This window comes from Frigoribacterium sp. Leaf263, assembly GCF_001422285.1.
In the GTDB taxonomy this organism is placed as follows: domain Bacteria; phylum Actinomycetota; class Actinomycetes; order Actinomycetales; family Microbacteriaceae; genus Frigoribacterium.
This window is the reverse complement of the sequence record NZ_LMMO01000003.1, coordinates 439,459-454,467: the sequence shown is the minus strand read 5'-3', so window position 1 is coordinate 454,467 and position 15,009 is coordinate 439,459. Positions and strand designations below refer to the sequence as shown.

Genomic DNA, 15,009 nt, shown 5'->3' with positions numbered 1-15,009 from the left:
CTCTGCCACGACGGCGGGAGGCGCGGCGAGGGCGGGAGGGGGCGGCGCGCGTCAGAGGGGCGGGAGCGCCCAGTCGACGGGGTCGCCGCCCTGCTCGACCAGCAGTGCGTCGGCACGGCTGAACGGCTTCGAGCCGAAGAAGCCCCGGGACGCCGACAACGGGCTCGGGTGCGCCGACTCGATGGTGGGGACGTCTCCGAGCATCGGCTTGAGGGCTGCGGCGTCACGACCCCACAGGATGGCGACGAGGGGTCCGCCGCGTGCCGCCAGCACCTCGATGGCGCGCTGGGTCACGGGCTCCCAGCCCTTGCCGCGATGCGACGCCGTCTCACCGGGACGCACGGTGAGCACCCGGTTGAGCAGCATGACGCCGTGGTCGGACCACGACGTCAGATCGCCGTGCTCGGCCGGGGGCACGCCGAGGTCGTCGTGCAGCTCGCGATAGACGTTGACGAGGCTCCGCGGCAGGGGTCGAACGCTGCGCTCGACCGAGAACGACAGCCCGACGGCGTGACCGGGGGTCGGATAGGGATCCTGGCCGACGATGAGCACGCGCACGCTCGCCAGGGGCGCGCGGAAGGCGCGCAGCACGTTCTCGCCGGCGGGCAGGTACCCCCGCCCCGCGCGCACCTCCGCGCGCAGGTACTCGCCCATGTCGGCGATGCGGTCGGCGACCGGTTCGAGGGCCTCGGCCCAGCCGGGGTCGATCTGCTCGGCGAGCGGACGACGCGACGCGCCCTCGGGCGCGGACCCGGCGTCCGGCGTCACGCAGGACCCAGCGTGCCGACCGAGACGCCGATGATCCCGCCGCCGTCGTCGACCTGCGGCTCGACCCGCCAGACGCTCCCGGTGCCGAGCACCGTCAACGCGCCGTCGCCGACCACGAGGGCCGTGTTCTCGTCGATCGCCACCCCTCCGGCGACGAGTCCCGCCTCGGTCGCGGCGATCAGGCGGGTGAGGGTCCCCCACTGCGCGGCGTGGACGTCGACGGCGATGTCGACCAGGCCGAGTCCGCCGCTGAGGGTGACCTCGTCGAGGTCCTCCGCCGCGTCCTCCGGGCAGACCGGGACGTCGCCGATGAGCCAGCCGCCGAGGAGGGCGCGGTCTGCGGCGATCATGGCTCCGGCGGAGAAGCCGAGGTACGGCAGACCGTCGGCCACGAGCAGCCGGACCTGATCCACGAGCGGGATGACGGCCTCGAGGTACGCCGGCGTCAGCCCCCCGGCCACGACGAGCCCGTCGACGTCGCTCAGCACGCGGGTGTCGAAGACCTCCCCCGCCTCGACGATGCTGGTGACGACCTCGCAGCGCCCGCCCGAGGCGAGCATCGACGGGTACCCGGTGCGGAACCCGGCCGACGGCGAGTCGTCGGCGACGACGATCAGGAGGGCGATGCGCGGCACGGCGCGCCCGACCGCTCCGCCCCGCACGGCCGCCTCGGCGACGAACAGGTCGTACAGGTCGGGGGTGTCGGGCGACCAGCCGCCGCCGACGAGGTGGATGCTCATGCCCCGACCGCCGTCGCGTGGTCGCGGGTCACCGGCGGGAGGGCGCTCCAGGGGAAGGTGATCCAGCGGGAGGTGCGCTTCCAGACGAAGTCGGGCTCGAGCACCGTGCGCGGCTTGCTGTAGAGGCAGACCGTGCGGACGTCGGCGGCGATCCCGCCGAGGAGGTCGCGGACGAGCACGAGCGTGCGCCCCGAGTCCGAGACGTCGTCGACGATCAGCACCCGCTTGCCCTCGAGCGAGGGCGCGTCGAGGGTCGGGGGCAGCAGCACCGGCTCGGGCAGACGCTCGTCGACGCCGGTGTAGAACTCGACGTTGATCGACCCGCACATCTTTGTGTCGAGGGCGTAGGCGACGGCCCCCGCCAGCACGAGCCCGCCCCGGGCCACGGCGACGATCACGTCGGGGGTGAAGTCGGCCGCGACGACGTCGCTCGCCAGGTGGCGCGCCGCCTCGCCGAACTCCAGCCAGCCCAGCACCTCACGCTCGGGGGCACCGGTCTCGACCGACCCGTCGGACTGCGCCGGCGGGGCCTCGGGCGGTGCTGCGGCGGTGTCGGTCGAGTCGTCGGGTGAGGAAACCATGCCAGCAACCGTAGTGCGCCCACGGGCCCCGGCGCGAAGGCGGACCCGTCAGGGTCCGACCCACCGACCCCCGGGAGGCGCGAAGACGGTGTCGACGCCGTCGGACCACAGGAGGGAGTCCGGTTCGCGGTCGGCCACCCCGGGCAGTCCGGAGTCGGCGACCAGCTCGTCGTCGAGGTCGACGAGCTCCGCCCGCCGCAGCGGCCAGGCCCCGTGCTCGTTCGGCCAGAAGCGCGTCGTGCCGCCGCGTCCGACGTGCATGCCCCACCGGGCCGTCAGGAAGTCGGCGAGCGGGTCGCCGACCACGGCCTCGTCGGTCGGCCGCACCTGTAGACGCGTGCTCGGTCGGGGGCCGGGACCGTGCCGACGCGAGGCGTACTCGACGACGTCCCCGCGCCTCCTGCGGGTCATCGAGGCCCACCGGTACGGCAGCCCGAGACCGGCGTTCGCGGCGAGCACCGGCAGGAGGCGCGCGGCCTCGAGCGTCCGGAAGACGACCCCTCGCCTCCCCTGGTCGTCGACGGAGTAGAGCCGCACGTTCGTCTCGAGGAACGTGCCGAGGACGGGGACCGGGGGCAGCGGACCGAACGCGCTGCGCGAGAGCTCGAACGGGATCAGACCGACCCAGGCCGACCCGTCGAAGACGTCGGGGCGGGTGCCCCGGGGCAGCAGCGGTGCGACCCGCTCCGGCTCGACCCTCCAGTGCGCGAACGCCAGACCGCCCCAGTGCTGCCGGATGAACGGCCGGCGGGACAGCGCCGGGGCGACGTCGGAGACGGGATCGGGTTCACGGGTCATCGCCTCACCCTACGGGCGCGGCGGCCGGTGGGTAGGGTCGGGGTCGACCCGAGAGGAGCAGTCTCCGGTGCCGACCGATCCGACCGACCCGACCGTCCGCCTCGCGGACCCGACGCCCCTCGAGCGAGCCGTCGACGAGGGGTTCCTCATCGTGCGCGCGGCCGCCGTGGTCGCCGTCGCCAACAGCATCATCGTGCGGGCGCTCCAGGAGCGGCTGCCCTTCGACGCCGACGTCGCCACCGCCACGGCCCGCGACGAGCTGGCCCGGCTCGAGCGCGAGCAGCGGGACGGCATCGCCCGGCTCAAGACGCTCCGGCGCCGGACGCACCGCTCGTACGGGCAGTCGAGACACCAGTTCGACTACCGCGTCGACGACATCGACGCCCTGCGCCTGCGCGAGGCCACCCACCGCGAGCTCGCGGGACGGATCGCCCGCAGCGCCGCCGACGACGCCTTCGTCGACGACCTCGTAGCGACCGCCCGATCGCGTGCCTGGGACGACGTGGGCAGCACGGTGGTCGACCGTCTGGGCTGGGCCGCCGCGCCGACGCCCGACTACGACGAGGGTCGCGCCGACCGCCTCCGCGGGCTGGTCGACGAGGATCTCGCAGGGCTGCGAGCGGTCAGGCGTCCTCGCGGCTGACGACGCCGTCGAGCAGCGCGACCGGGTCGTCGACGAACGCCCGGACGGCGCGTTGCACGGCCTCGCGGTCGAACGACGTGTCGTTGTACGAGACCGCGACGTGCAGCACGCCGTCGAGCACCATCAGCTGCGCCGCCACCGTCTCGGGGGCGATCGGATGAACCGCCGACGCCGCCTCGATGGACCGTCCGTCGCGGATCCACGGGATGGACTGGAGCGGACGGTTGAGACCGAGGTTGCTGAGGACGACGCGGGCCCGGGCGTGCGCCGGGGTCGACGCGGGCAGGACCCTCCTCGCCGGACGGACGGACTCCTTGATCGCGCCCGCCATGAGGGCGGCGAGAGGGCGACCCGACGACGTGGTCTGCGCGATGCTGCGATCGACTGCCGTGAGGTCGTCGCCGCCCGTCACCGGGATCCCGGTGACGAAGTTGCCGGTCGTGTCGACGCCCGACGGGAGGTAGCCGCGGACGTCGTAGACCATCTCGCTGTCCGGCGAGAGGCGCAGCCCCTCCGCGGCCAGAGCGGCGCGGAGGGCCACGATGACGCCGGCGCCGAACGAGACCGGCTCGTCCCGTCGTCGGAGCCAGTTGTGGAGCGCCTTGAACGACGCCTTGGAGCCCGCCGCCACGACGACCGAGGTGGAGCCGTTCCAGCCGATCGACGGGCGCTCGACCGGCGCGATGCGGGGCGCGACGGGCGACTCGACCCGGCGGGCCCTCAGGAGGGCGACGACGCGCCCCGGGTGCTTGGCGAAGGTCTCGACGAACGCCGTCCAGAGGGGGCGGCTGATGCCCTCGGCCGTCAGCCACGCGGGGATCTCTCCGCCCCCGGCGACCGCGACGAGCGTGGCCGGCAGGCGCGTGGTGAAGCGCGCGTCCACGACGCCGTGGTCGAGGATCAGGAGCAGGCGGTCCCCCGCGAGCACGACCCGCATGGGCAGACCGGGCTCGATGTGGGCGACGAGGCCCTCGAGGGCCTCGGAGAGCTCCCGGGTGGCGAGCTCGGGCGCCTCGACGACCATCCGCTCGGCGACCTCGCGGAGGCTCTCGGGGGCGTACTCCCATTCACGGCCGTCGACGGCGCGGAGCCCCAGGCGGGCGTCGGGGCCCACGGAGAGGATGCGCCAGACCGCGTCGACCAGCGCCTCGCGGCCGGGCAGGGCGACGGGTCCGAACACGGACAGGATGTGGATCCCCGAGCCGAGCCGGTCGACGGCGCGCATGGGCAGACGGGCGACGCCGCGGCCGGTGGACGCGGCGGTCATCGTGCCCTCTCGGCGACGCTCGACGAGCCGCCCGGGACGCCCTGCGTCTCGCCGGCCGGCACGCGGTGGCCCATGAGCCCCGCGCCACGACGACGCTGACGGAGGTAGAGCAGAGGACCGCGGGCGACGGACACGAGCTCGTGCCGTGCCGTGCGGGCGATCTCGCGATCGAGATCGACGTCGCGCGGAGCCGAGGAGGCGCGGGGCGACTCCGTCCCCTCGCCCATCGGTGCGTCGACGCGGCGTTTCGCGGCGAGCACCCGGATCGCCCCGGGGGCGCGACGCAGTGCCAGTCGGAGGCTCGCGGGGTCGAGCGCGATCTTCGTCAGCCACGCGCCGAGACCCGTGCCGTAGCCCGTCGCCTGCAGTCGCAGGGCGGCGAGATCCGAGCGATGACGGTGCCAGACGAGCGCCGACGGCTCGACGACGAGGGCGTGACCGGCCAGCAGGACGCGGGTGAAGACGTCGAGGTCCTCGCCGCCGCCGGTCGGGGTGCCGACGCCGAAGGCGGTGTCGAACCCGCCGAGCAGCACGGCGGGGCGACGCCGGAGCGCGAAGTTGGCACCGGTGCCGAAGGCGCCGACGGAGAAGGGGAACAGCGGAAGGTCGGCCGGCGGCTCGGCGAGCCGGAACACGCGGGTCGAGACGTTGCGGGACCACGAGACGCGGTCGTCGAAGAAGCGCTGCACGGGCGTGCGCAGCTCGCCGCTCGGGACGAGACCCGAGACGCACACGACGTCCTCGCCGTGGGCGAATCCGGCGGCGAGGCCGTGGAGCCACTGGTCGTCGACGATGACGTCGTCGTCCGTGAAGGCGACGATCTCGCCGGTCGCGGCGGCGAGGCCGGCGTTGCGGGCGCTGGAGAGTCCGGGCACCGGCTCCTCGAGGTACCGCACGCGCGGATCGTCGAACTCTGTGCGGACCAGATCGCGGGTCTCGTCGGTCGCCGCGGCGTTATCGACGACGATGACGTCGAACGAGGGGTAGTCGAGTCGGAGGACGCTCCGCAGCGCACCACGGAGGTGATCGGCGCGGTCCCGCGTGCAGAGCACCACGGTCGCCGTCGGCAGGTGGATCGGTTCGACGGGGGTCAGGGCCTCCGGAAGGGAGGCGACCTCCGACCGCAGCAGGTCCACCGAGACCCGTCCGTCGACGACGGGCGCGTCGACGAAGCCGAGCACGCTCCGACCGCGGCGGACGAGCAGCCGCGCGCCGCGGTGCCCCTCGGGGTCCGTCAGCACGACGTCGCCGAGATCCGGGCGGGCGAGGTCGTCGGCGTCGATGGCGCCGATCCAGAGCGCGCCCTCCCAGGTGGGCGCGCTGGAGCCGGCCATGGGCCGGACGAGGTGGAGATCTGTCATGAGGTGCCGTCCGTCCGGCCGGCCGTGGCCGGCCGCGTCGAGTCGCGGGTGAGGAGCGCTCGGCCGGCGACGGGGTCGACGGGAGCCAGGGAGGCGCGGCGGAGGCTGCCGAGGGCGTAGCCGGCCACGGTGGCCACGACGGCGGTGACGAGCGCGAGGAGACGACCCGCGCCTCCTCGTCCGATCGAGCGCAGCTCGCGGAGGGCCGCGCGCGGGATGTCGCGACGCAGGTAGGCCGACTCGCTCGAGAGGGAGTCCGAGGCGCCCAGCTGCCGGCTGAGAGCCGCCTTCGAGACGCCCTCGTAGAACGAGCGACGACGGAGGTAGGCCCAGGTGACCCGGTTCGCGGTGACGTGGTGCCGCACGTCGGCACGGGGCTCGAGCACGATGCGGGCGGTCGGATCGGCCTGGCGGATGCGGATGCAGAGATCGGTCTCCTCGCCGCCGAGCGGGATCGCGCCGACCCGGCCGGTGTCGAGGTTGAATCCCCCGACGTCGAGGATGCTCTCGCGGCGGAAGGCCATCGAGCAGCCGATCACGTTGCGCACGGCCGAGAGCTCGGTCGGCAGACCCCGGTGGCTGCAGCCGACGATCCAGAGCAGCTCGGGCGGGTAGAGGGTGTTGCCGCCGTCCGGCCACACGGGGGTCGCATGGCCGCCGACGCCGGCCACGCGGGCGTCGGCGAAGGGGCCGAGCAGATGCGTGAGCCAGGCGGGGTCGGCGGAGGCGTCGTCGTCGAGGAACGCGACGACGTCGCCCGCGGCGAGGCGGACCCCCGTGTTGCGCGCGCCCGAGAGCCCCTGGCGGAATTCGTTCGGGGCCACGACCACGTCGACCCACCGCTTCCGCGAGCGGGCGAGCAGCGCATCGTTGTGGTCGATCACGAGCACGACCTCGGGCCCCTCGGGGAGTCCGCGCACGGACTCCACCGAGGCGACGAGATCGTCCCAGCGGTCTTCGGTGTACGCGCAGACGATGACGGAGACCGTCGTCGACCGCAGGGTCACGCGACGTCCTGGCGGGCTCCGAGTCGGGCGTCCCCACGGGCGCCGTCGATGACCGCGAAGACGGGTGCCGGCTCGTCGGTGGCCTGGGCCGCCGTCAGAGCGGACTCGCGGATGCGGCGCATGCGGGCCGCGCCGGACGGGCGACGACGACGCTCCTCGAGGATCACGCGCAGCACGCGGAAGCCGTCGGAGATCGCGTTCAGGTTGCTCGTGCCGTGGATGCGGAGCTTCTCGACGCTCGGGACCTCGACGATGTCGTAGCCGAGAGCGGCGATGCGGCAGTTGAGGATCGTCTCGATCTCGAAGCCGTCGCCGTTGTGCATCTGACCGTCGGCGCGGGGCGCGAGATCGGAGGGCAGCAGCTCGAGGCTCGGCACGATGCGAGCCCAGAAGGCGTTGTAGCCGTAGCAGAGGTCGGTGTACTTCGTGCCGAGGAGCAGGTTGGTGAGGGCGTTGAGGCCCCAGTTGCCGAGGGCGCGGAATCGCGTGATGTCCTCGCTGCCGCCGCCGTGGACGAAGCGGCTGCCCTTGGCGACGTCGGCGCCCGAGGTGAGCGCCTCGACGAAGCGGGGGATCTCGGCCGGGTCGGCGGAGCCGTCGGCGTCGAACATGACGATGATGTCGCCGGTCGCGGCCTCGAAGCCGCAGGCCAGGGCGTTGCCCTTGCCCTTGCGGCTCTGGCGGACGACCTTGATGTCGGGCATGACGCGCTGAGCGGTCGCGATGGTGTCGTCGACCGAGTTGCCGTCGACGAGGATGACCTCGTGGACGGACGGGAGCATCGGGAGGACGATCTCGAGGTTGCGGGCTTCGTTCCGGGCGGGGACGACGATCGAGATACGGGGAGCGGCGCCGTTTTCGGGCGTGGGGAACACCTGGTTCATGGGGTCCTTGCAGGGGTAAGCGAACTGGCAAAGGGGATGGTGCGAGAGAGGCCCTGTCACCGGCGGAGTTTCGGGTTCACGCCAGGGGGCTGGGCTCGGTCGTCCAATTTCGGGTTGAACGACGTCGCCGTCGGGTGAGTGCAAACTTACGCGTCATCCGGCGGAGCGCAAGTACCGATCGGGCGGCCGTGTCGCGCAACGATCACCCGAGCGCCGGGAACGGCCCGGGCCTCACCCGGTCCTCCTCGTCCGAGCGCCCGCCGGAGGGGCCCGGTCGCCCGTGTCCCCCGAAGAGCGGCCCTGGCCGGGGGACATCGGACCCCTCAGCCGGCTCTTCGGTACAGTCGACGAGACCTCGAGGCGCCGTCGCACGACAGCCCCTCGGACCGAGCTCGGGAGGGCAGCCATGGGGCGCAGCGTCACGGAGGACAGCACGCTCTGCGTCTGCGGCCACACCCGCGAGGCCCACGAGCATTACCGCCGTGGGAGCGACTGCTCCCTCTGCGGAGCCGCCGCGTGCCGGCGCTTCCGAGTCGATCGGACGGCGCCCGCCCGGCCGTCCTCCGCTCCGGGCTTGTCCCCCGAAAAAAACTGACTGGTACTCACTTACCGGCCGATCGGTCCCCCAGAGGGAGGACATGCCGGTCGACGACGACCCCCGTCCGGGGGTCGCATCACCCCCGGACGGGGGTGCTCCTCACGGCGGCGCCGCCGGCTCTGCCCCCTCTTCTGGGGCGGGCGGGTGACCCGCCGGATGGTCCGCGAATCACCCGTCCGGCGAGTCGGCCGCCGGGAGCGGCCGGCGCTCAGCGCGTCTCGAGCACTCCCTTGGCGACCTTGTGGGGCGCGGCCTGGGCCACGGGCTTGACCGTGACGAGATCGAGGTTGACGTGCGGCGGCAGCTCGACCGCATGGACGATGGCCTCCGCCACGTCGTCGGCGACGAGCGGCCCCTCGACGTCGCGGTAGACCGCGTCGGCCCGATCCTGATCGCCCGCGAAGCGGTTCACGGAGAACTCCTCCGTGTGCACCATGCCGGGGGCGATCTCCACGACCCGGATCGGCTCACCGGACAGCTCGAGGCGCAGCACGGCCACCAGGGCGTGCTCCGCGAACTTCGAGGCGTTGTATCCGCCGCCGTTCTCGTAGGCGACATGACCGGCGATCGAGGTCACCGTGACGATGTCCGCGCCTCCCGGTCCCCCTCCGGCCCTCGCGTGGTCCGCACCGCGACGGAGCGACGGCAGGAGCGCCGACACCGCGCGCTTCGTGCCGAGCACGTTGACGTCGAACATGCGCTGCCAGTCCTCGATCGAGCCCGCCTCGACGCTGTCCAGGCCGAAGGCGCCGCCCGCGTTGTTCACCAGCGCGTCGAGCACCCCGGTCGACTCGACGTGCTCGCGGAGCGCGGCGACGTCGGCGTCCACCGTGACGTCGGCCTGGAACCAGGTCGCCCCGGTCTCGGCGGCGAGCTCGCGGAGGCGGTCCTCCCGTCGGGCGACGGCGATCACGTCCCAGCCCCGCCGGCGGAACAGACGGACCGTCGCCGCCCCGATCCCCGAGCTGGCCCCTGTCACCACGACACGCTTCGTCATCCACTGCTCCTCGTCGTCGAGTCGGCGCCCGCCGACCGGCCGCCGGTCGTCCCGGCACCCCGTCGACGCTAGCGCGCCCGGTTACGCCGCGTGTCCGTCGCGTGGACAGCCCCACGGCCCTTCCGTAGCGTTGCCGCATCGCAGTCCGGCCGATCGGCCGCCGCAGACCCCGACCGCAGGAGCACAGCATGAGCGACGACACGTCCGCCTGGAAGTTCGAGACCCGGCAGATCCACGCGGGGGCGCAGCCCGACCCCACCACGCACGCCCGCGCGACGCCGATCTACAAGACGACGTCGTACGTCTTCCGCGACGCCCAGCACGCCCAGGACCTCTTCGCCCTCGCCGAGAACGGCAACATCTACTCGCGGATCATGAACCCGACCCACGACGTCGTCGAGCAGCGGATCGCCGCGCTCGAAGGCGGCACCGGGGCCCTGCTCGTCGCGTCGGGTCAGGCGGCGTCGACGTTCGCGGTGCTGAACATCGCGCAGGCCGGCGACCACATCGTGTCGTCGTCGTCGATCTACGGCGGCACGTACAACCTCTTCAAGTACACGCTCGCGAAGCTCGGCATCGAGACGACGTTCGTCGAGAACCAGGACGACCCCGACGAGTGGCGTCGCGCCGTCCGGCCCGAGACCAAGCTGTTCTTCGCCGAGACGATCGGAAACCCGAAGATCAACATCCTCGACATCGAGACGGTCTCGGGGGTCGCGCACTCCGAGGGCGTCCCGCTGATCGTCGACAACACGATCGCGACCCCGTACCTCATCCGCCCCCTCGAGCACGGCGCCGACATCGTCGTGCACTCGGCGACGAAGTTCCTCGGCGGGCACGGGACGGTCATCGGCGGGTTCATCGTCGACGGCGGCGCCTTCGCCTGGTCGGACAACGCCGAGCGGTTCCCGGGCCTGACGACGCCCGACCCGTCGTATCACGGCGCCGTGTACACCCAGGCGGTCGGCGACCCCCTGGCCTACATCATCAAGGCGCGCGTGCAGCTGCTGCGCGATCTCGGCGCCTCGAACAGCCCCGACACGGCGTTCTCGCTCATCCAGGGCATCGAGACCCTCAGCCTGCGGATCGAGCGTCACGTCCAGAACGCGCAGGAGATCGCGGAGTGGCTGGACGCCCGCTCCGACGTCGCCGCCGTGTACTACGCGGGTCTGCCGACCAGCCCGTGGTACGCCGCCGCCAACAAGTACGCCCCGAAGGGCGTCGGCGCCGTGCTCTCGTTCGAGCTCAAGGGCGGCGTCGACGCCGGCCGGGCGCTCGTCGACGGGCTGAGCCTGTTCAGCCACCTCGCCAACATCGGCGACGTCCGCAGTCTCGTGATCCACCCCGCCTCGACCACGCACTCGCAGCTCACCCCCGAGCAGCAGCTGACGACGGGCGTCACCCCGGGTCTGGTCCGGCTGTCGGTCGGCCTCGAGAACATCGACGATCTGAAGTCCGACCTCGAGGCGGGCTTCGCCGCCGCGCAGGCCGTCACCCGCGAGTCGCTCCGCAGCAGCTGAGCCGGGAGGACGGGGAGGCGCGGTGCGGTGCGGTAACAATCGCACCGCGCCTCCTCGGCTCCACCAGGATGGGGACCCATGGACTGGCAGACCACACCCGAGGACACCGTCCCGTCGAGCGTCGTCAGCGAGCGCACGCGTCTCGCGATGCTCGGCCGACCGCCGGTCACGGGCGCCTGGCGCGACGGCGACGACCCGGGCGACCGGCGGTTCGTCGCGCTCGACGACCTCGCGCTCGAGAGCGGCGTCGTCATCCCCCGACCCCGCATCGCCTACGAGACGTGGGGCGAGCTCGACGCTGATCGCGGCAACGCCGTCCTGCTGCTGCACGCCCTGACGGGCGACAGCCACGTGCGGGGCGTCTCGGGGCCCGGTCACCCGACCGCCGGCTGGTGGAACGGCGTCGTCGGGCCGGGCCTCGCGATCGACACCGACCGCTGGCATGTCGTGGCGCCGAACATGCTGGGCGGCTGCCAGGGCAGCACGGGCCCCGCGTCGATCGCGCCCGACGCGGTCGAGTGGGGGTCGAGGTTCCCGCACCTGACCATCCGCGACCAGGTCGCCGCCCAGACGGCGTTCTCCGACCACCTCGGCATCGACCGGTGGGCGGCCGTCGTCGGCGGATCGATGGGCGGGATGCACGCGCTCGAATGGGGCGTCACCCACCCCGAGCGCGTCGCCCGTCTCGGGGTGCTCGCCGCTCCGCCGGTCGCGAGCGCCGACCAGATCGCGCTCAACACCGTGCAGCACGAGGCGATCCGGATGGACGCCGCGTGGAACGACGGCGACTTCTACGACGCACCGGACGGTGAGGGGCCGTATCGCGGGCTCGCGCTGGCCCGCCGCATGGCGCTGCTGAACTACCGGTCGCCCGACGAGCTCAACGCCCGGTTCGGACGGAGCTGGCAGAGCGACATCTCGCCGCTCGGCGGGCCGGGGCGGTTCCAGGTGGAGAGCTACCTGGACTTCCACGGCAACAAGTTCACCCGGCGATTCGACGCCGGCAGCTACGCGACCCTGCTCGGCGCGATGAACTCGCACGACGTCGGCCGCGACCGGGGCGGCGTCGCGGCGGCGCTCGACCGGGTCACCGCGCGCACCCTCGTCCTGGGCATCGACAGCGACCGGCTGTTCCCGGTGTCCGATCAGCGCCTCATCGCCCGTCATCTCGCCGGCGGGATCGACGGTCACGAGCCGGCGGTCATCGCCAGCGAGTTCGGCCACGACGGCTTCCTGATCGAGAACGAGGCCGTCGGCGGGCACCTGCGTCGGCTGCTGGACGACTGAACGGCGCGTACGTCCCCCGCCGGGGGGTCCTGTGTGAAAGCATGGGGTCTGCTGTCAACCGACAGGATGGACGACATCCGATGCACACCTGGGATCCGCATGGACATCTTCGCGCAGGAGCGTGACCGGTTGCTCGGCCGTGCGGCGCGGGCGCTCGGCATCCCGTGCGCGCTCGTCTCCCTCGTCTCCCTGGCCATCCCGGGGGTGACGGAGCCGCTGCACCTGGCGGCGATCGTGCCCCTCGCGGCCCTCCTGATCGTCGCGCTGTGGATGGTCGGACGGGCGTCGACGCCGTCGTGGGTGCTGATCGGTCTCGGCTCCGGCATCGCCGTCAGCCTGGTGGCCCTGCTCCCCTCGGGCGATCCGACCGATCCCGCCCTCGCCACCGCGGTGATCCCCCTCGTGGGCGGGGCCACGGCCTCGTTCTGCATCGTCCTCTCGTCGAGCCGCATCCGGGTCGTCATCGCCGCGGTCGCCTTCGTGGTCGCCGTGTCGCTCGTGGCCTGGACGACGGGCTCGCTCCTCACCTTCCCCGTCGCGTCCGTCGTGCTCGGCTGGGCGCTCATCTTCGTCATGGGCGTCTGGCTGGGTCGCAGCGTCCCGCTGGCCGCGCGACGCATCTACAGCATCGGCAACGCCCATCGCGCCGAACGCCAGGCCAGCGAGACCGAGGCGCAGCGACGCCAGGGCGCCCGGCTGCTGCACGACACCGTCCTCGCGACGCTGACCCTCCTCGCGCACTCCGGCGTCGGGGTCACCCCTCAGGCGCTGCAGGCGCAGGCGGCGGAGGACGCCCGACTGCTCCGACACCTCCGCCTCGGCGGGACCCCTCAGCCGCAGGCCTCCGGCGACTACTCGCTCGAGACCGTCGAGGAGTCCCCGCTCGGCCAGACGCTGGAGTCCGTCAAGCAGCGCTTCGGCCGGATGGGTCTCGAGGTCAGCTGGCACGGCACCGGTCAGGTGCTGCTGCCCACCCACGTGCTCGACGCGTTCCTGCTCGCCCTGGCCGAGTGCCTCGAGAACGTCCGCCGGCACGCCGGGGTCACCGAGGCGCACGTCACGATCATCCACGACGACAGCATGGTGCGGGCCATGGTCACGGACGCCGGGGTCGGCTTCGACCTCGACGGGGTGAGCGAGGAGCGCCTGGGCTTCAAGGAGTCCGTCGTCGGACGACTGCGCGAGGTCGGCGGCAGCGCCCGCCTCTTCTCGTCGCCCGGATCGGGGACCACCGTCGTGCTGGAGGCGCCGCGATGAACGTCGACGAGAACACGCTGGGCGTCACCCGCGGGCGGCGCGCCGCGCGCGGGCTGCCGATCGGCTCGACGGGCGCCCGCTCGCTGCGACAGGCTCGTGCCGCGGGTGCGACCCTCGGCACGGGCTATCTGGGCATCGGCGCCGCCGTGGTCGCGGGTCTCCAGACCGTCTACGGACTCATCTTCTTCTTCAGCCACCTCGAGGACTACCCCGCGGTCGCCCCCGCGCTGGCCGCGTGGCTCCTCTACATCGCGGTCTTCGTCGTCACGACGGCCCTCGTCACCATCCGGGGCCAACGGCTGACCGGGTGGATGTTCGCGGCCATCGCGGTCATCCTGGCCCTCGTCGTCGCCCTCGACTTCATCGCCATCGCACCGCTGCACGACGTCGGGGCCTACGCCACGGCCAGCGTCGCCGTCGGCTTCGGTCTGCTGCCGGTCGTGACGCTCCGACCGGCCCGCGAGATCGTCGCCGCGACGATCGTGCTCCTCGCGGCGTTCGTCGTCATGACGCTCGCCACGACGCCGATCACCTCGGCGTCGGGGCCCCAGCAGATCGCTGTGATCTCGCTCGCGGTGCTGCCGAGCGCGGTGGCGACCGTCGTCCTGCAGCGGTTCCGCCGCATGGTCCAGGTCGAGCTCGACCGCGTGCTGGTGCAGAGCAACGTGTCGCAACCCCGTTTCGCCGTGGGCATGCTCGCCAGCGACGAGCTGGCCCGGCTCGACCTCGCGGCCGAGAAGCTCCTCGACGGGGTGGCCGGGGGCGAGGTGCCGCTGCCCCTCGCGCCGAAGGTCGCGTCGCAGGCGGCGTCGCTCGCCACCGAGCTGCGGCTGCATCTCATCGAGGGTCGTCGCGAGACGTGGCTGCACCACGCCGTCACCGAGTCCGAGTACCTCGGCCGCTCGGTGACCCTCGCCGACCCGTCGTCGCTGGCGGGCCTCCTCGCTCCCCCGCAGCGCGACGGGCTCCTGCAGGCCGTCTGGCTGCTGCTCGGCGACTCGAAGAGCCGGAGCCCGGGCACGACCATCACGCTCGGTCTCGGTCCGGTCACGGCCGCCGGCCAGTCGCTCGCCGGTCGCAGCGTCGAGGTGCCGGTGCTCATCACCACCACGGGGATCCGGCGGAACAGGGTCACCCCCGCCACCTGGAACGCCCTCGAGCGGGTGGGCGAGTACACCGTCTCGACGCACGAGCAGAGCGTCCGCCTGCAGGTCTCGTGCCTCGTCGACAACCCGGCCGAGACGTGATCGGCCTGGCCGCTCGGCGAAGCGGTCCCCCCACCCTCACGGCATCTAGCATGA

General features: G+C 73.0%; 14 protein-coding genes. 5 read left to right on the top strand and 9 right to left on the bottom strand.

Going from position 1 to position 15,009, the window contains the following annotated elements; all coding sequences use genetic code 11:
* Positions 1 to 51 precede the first annotated feature (51 nt).
* Genes ASF17_RS06130 through ASF17_RS06115 form a run of 4 tightly spaced genes read right to left on the bottom strand, consistent with a single transcriptional unit; the run spans position 52 to position 2,887 of the window.
* Positions 52 to 768: a uracil-DNA glycosylase gene (locus tag ASF17_RS06130; RefSeq protein WP_055796617.1), complete on the bottom strand. Its 717-nt coding sequence runs from the start codon at positions 766 to 768 to the stop codon at positions 52 to 54.
* Complete coding sequence (locus tag ASF17_RS06125) at positions 765 to 1,508, bottom strand: Type 1 glutamine amidotransferase-like domain-containing protein (RefSeq protein WP_156357321.1); 744 nt, start codon at positions 1,506 to 1,508, stop codon at positions 765 to 767. Before ASF17_RS06125 ends, ASF17_RS06130 begins: the two co-directional genes overlap by 4 nt.
* Complete coding sequence (locus ASF17_RS06120; RefSeq protein ID WP_082475110.1) at positions 1,505 to 2,089, bottom strand: phosphoribosyltransferase; 585 nt, start codon at positions 2,087 to 2,089, stop codon at positions 1,505 to 1,507. Before ASF17_RS06120 ends, ASF17_RS06125 begins: the two co-directional genes overlap by 4 nt.
* A gap of 48 nt (positions 2,090 to 2,137) precedes the next feature.
* Positions 2,138 to 2,887 (bottom strand): YqjF family protein, encoded by a 750-nt coding sequence (locus ASF17_RS06115; RefSeq protein ID WP_055796614.1) that lies wholly within the window; start codon positions 2,885 to 2,887, stop codon positions 2,138 to 2,140.
* Positions 2,888 to 2,954: 67 nt separating this feature from the next.
* On the opposite strand from ASF17_RS06115, the gene ASF17_RS06110 reads away from it, so the two are divergent.
* On the top strand, positions 2,955 to 3,530 hold the full coding sequence (locus ASF17_RS06110) for a hypothetical protein (RefSeq protein ID WP_055796610.1): 576 nt from the start codon (positions 2,955 to 2,957) through the stop codon (positions 3,528 to 3,530).
* Here the strand turns inward: ASF17_RS06110 and ASF17_RS06105 are convergent.
* The 5 genes from ASF17_RS06105 to ASF17_RS06085 all read right to left on the bottom strand — a co-directional run bounded on the left by ASF17_RS06105 (position 3,511) and on the right by ASF17_RS06085 (position 9,644).
* Complete coding sequence (locus tag ASF17_RS06105) at positions 3,511 to 4,797, bottom strand: hypothetical protein (protein ID WP_055796608.1); 1,287 nt, start codon at positions 4,795 to 4,797, stop codon at positions 3,511 to 3,513. The two genes, ASF17_RS06110 and ASF17_RS06105, sit on opposite strands and share 20 nt — an antisense overlap.
* A complete protein-coding gene (locus ASF17_RS06100) occupies positions 4,794 to 6,158 on the bottom strand; it encodes a glycosyltransferase family 2 protein (protein WP_082475109.1) in 1,365 nt (454 codons plus the stop codon). Before ASF17_RS06100 ends, ASF17_RS06105 begins: the two co-directional genes overlap by 4 nt.
* The gene (locus tag ASF17_RS06095; protein WP_055796605.1) at positions 6,155 to 7,165 is read right to left on the bottom strand and encodes a glycosyltransferase; all 1,011 of its coding nucleotides are present in this window, start codon (positions 7,163 to 7,165) and stop codon (positions 6,155 to 6,157) included. Before ASF17_RS06095 ends, ASF17_RS06100 begins: the two co-directional genes overlap by 4 nt.
* Positions 7,162 to 8,049, bottom strand: a complete 888-nt coding sequence (locus tag ASF17_RS06090; RefSeq protein ID WP_082475108.1) for a glycosyltransferase family 2 protein — start codon at positions 8,047 to 8,049, stop codon at positions 7,162 to 7,164. The genes ASF17_RS06095 and ASF17_RS06090 overlap by 4 nt, the downstream gene beginning before the upstream one ends.
* A gap of 806 nt (positions 8,050 to 8,855) precedes the next feature.
* Positions 8,856 to 9,644, bottom strand: a complete 789-nt coding sequence (locus tag ASF17_RS06085) for an SDR family oxidoreductase (RefSeq protein ID WP_055796602.1) — start codon at positions 9,642 to 9,644, stop codon at positions 8,856 to 8,858.
* A gap of 188 nt (positions 9,645 to 9,832) precedes the next feature.
* On the opposite strand from ASF17_RS06085, the gene ASF17_RS06080 reads away from it, so the two are divergent.
* The 4 genes from ASF17_RS06080 to ASF17_RS06065 all read left to right on the top strand — a co-directional run bounded on the left by ASF17_RS06080 (position 9,833) and on the right by ASF17_RS06065 (position 14,955).
* Positions 9,833 to 11,164: a bifunctional o-acetylhomoserine/o-acetylserine sulfhydrylase gene (locus ASF17_RS06080; protein WP_055796601.1), complete on the top strand. Its 1,332-nt coding sequence runs from the start codon at positions 9,833 to 9,835 to the stop codon at positions 11,162 to 11,164.
* A 78-nt stretch (positions 11,165 to 11,242) separates the two neighbouring features.
* Positions 11,243 to 12,451: a homoserine O-acetyltransferase MetX gene (gene metX / locus ASF17_RS06075; RefSeq protein ID WP_055796598.1), complete on the top strand. Its 1,209-nt coding sequence runs from the start codon at positions 11,243 to 11,245 to the stop codon at positions 12,449 to 12,451.
* 99 nt (positions 12,452 to 12,550) lie between these two features.
* On the top strand, positions 12,551 to 13,708 hold the full coding sequence (locus ASF17_RS06070; protein WP_055796595.1) for a sensor histidine kinase: 1,158 nt from the start codon (positions 12,551 to 12,553) through the stop codon (positions 13,706 to 13,708).
* A complete protein-coding gene (locus ASF17_RS06065) occupies positions 13,705 to 14,955 on the top strand; it encodes a hypothetical protein (protein WP_055796593.1) in 1,251 nt (416 codons plus the stop codon). Before ASF17_RS06070 ends, ASF17_RS06065 begins: the two co-directional genes overlap by 4 nt.
* The last annotated feature ends 54 nt before the right edge of the window (positions 14,956 to 15,009 follow it).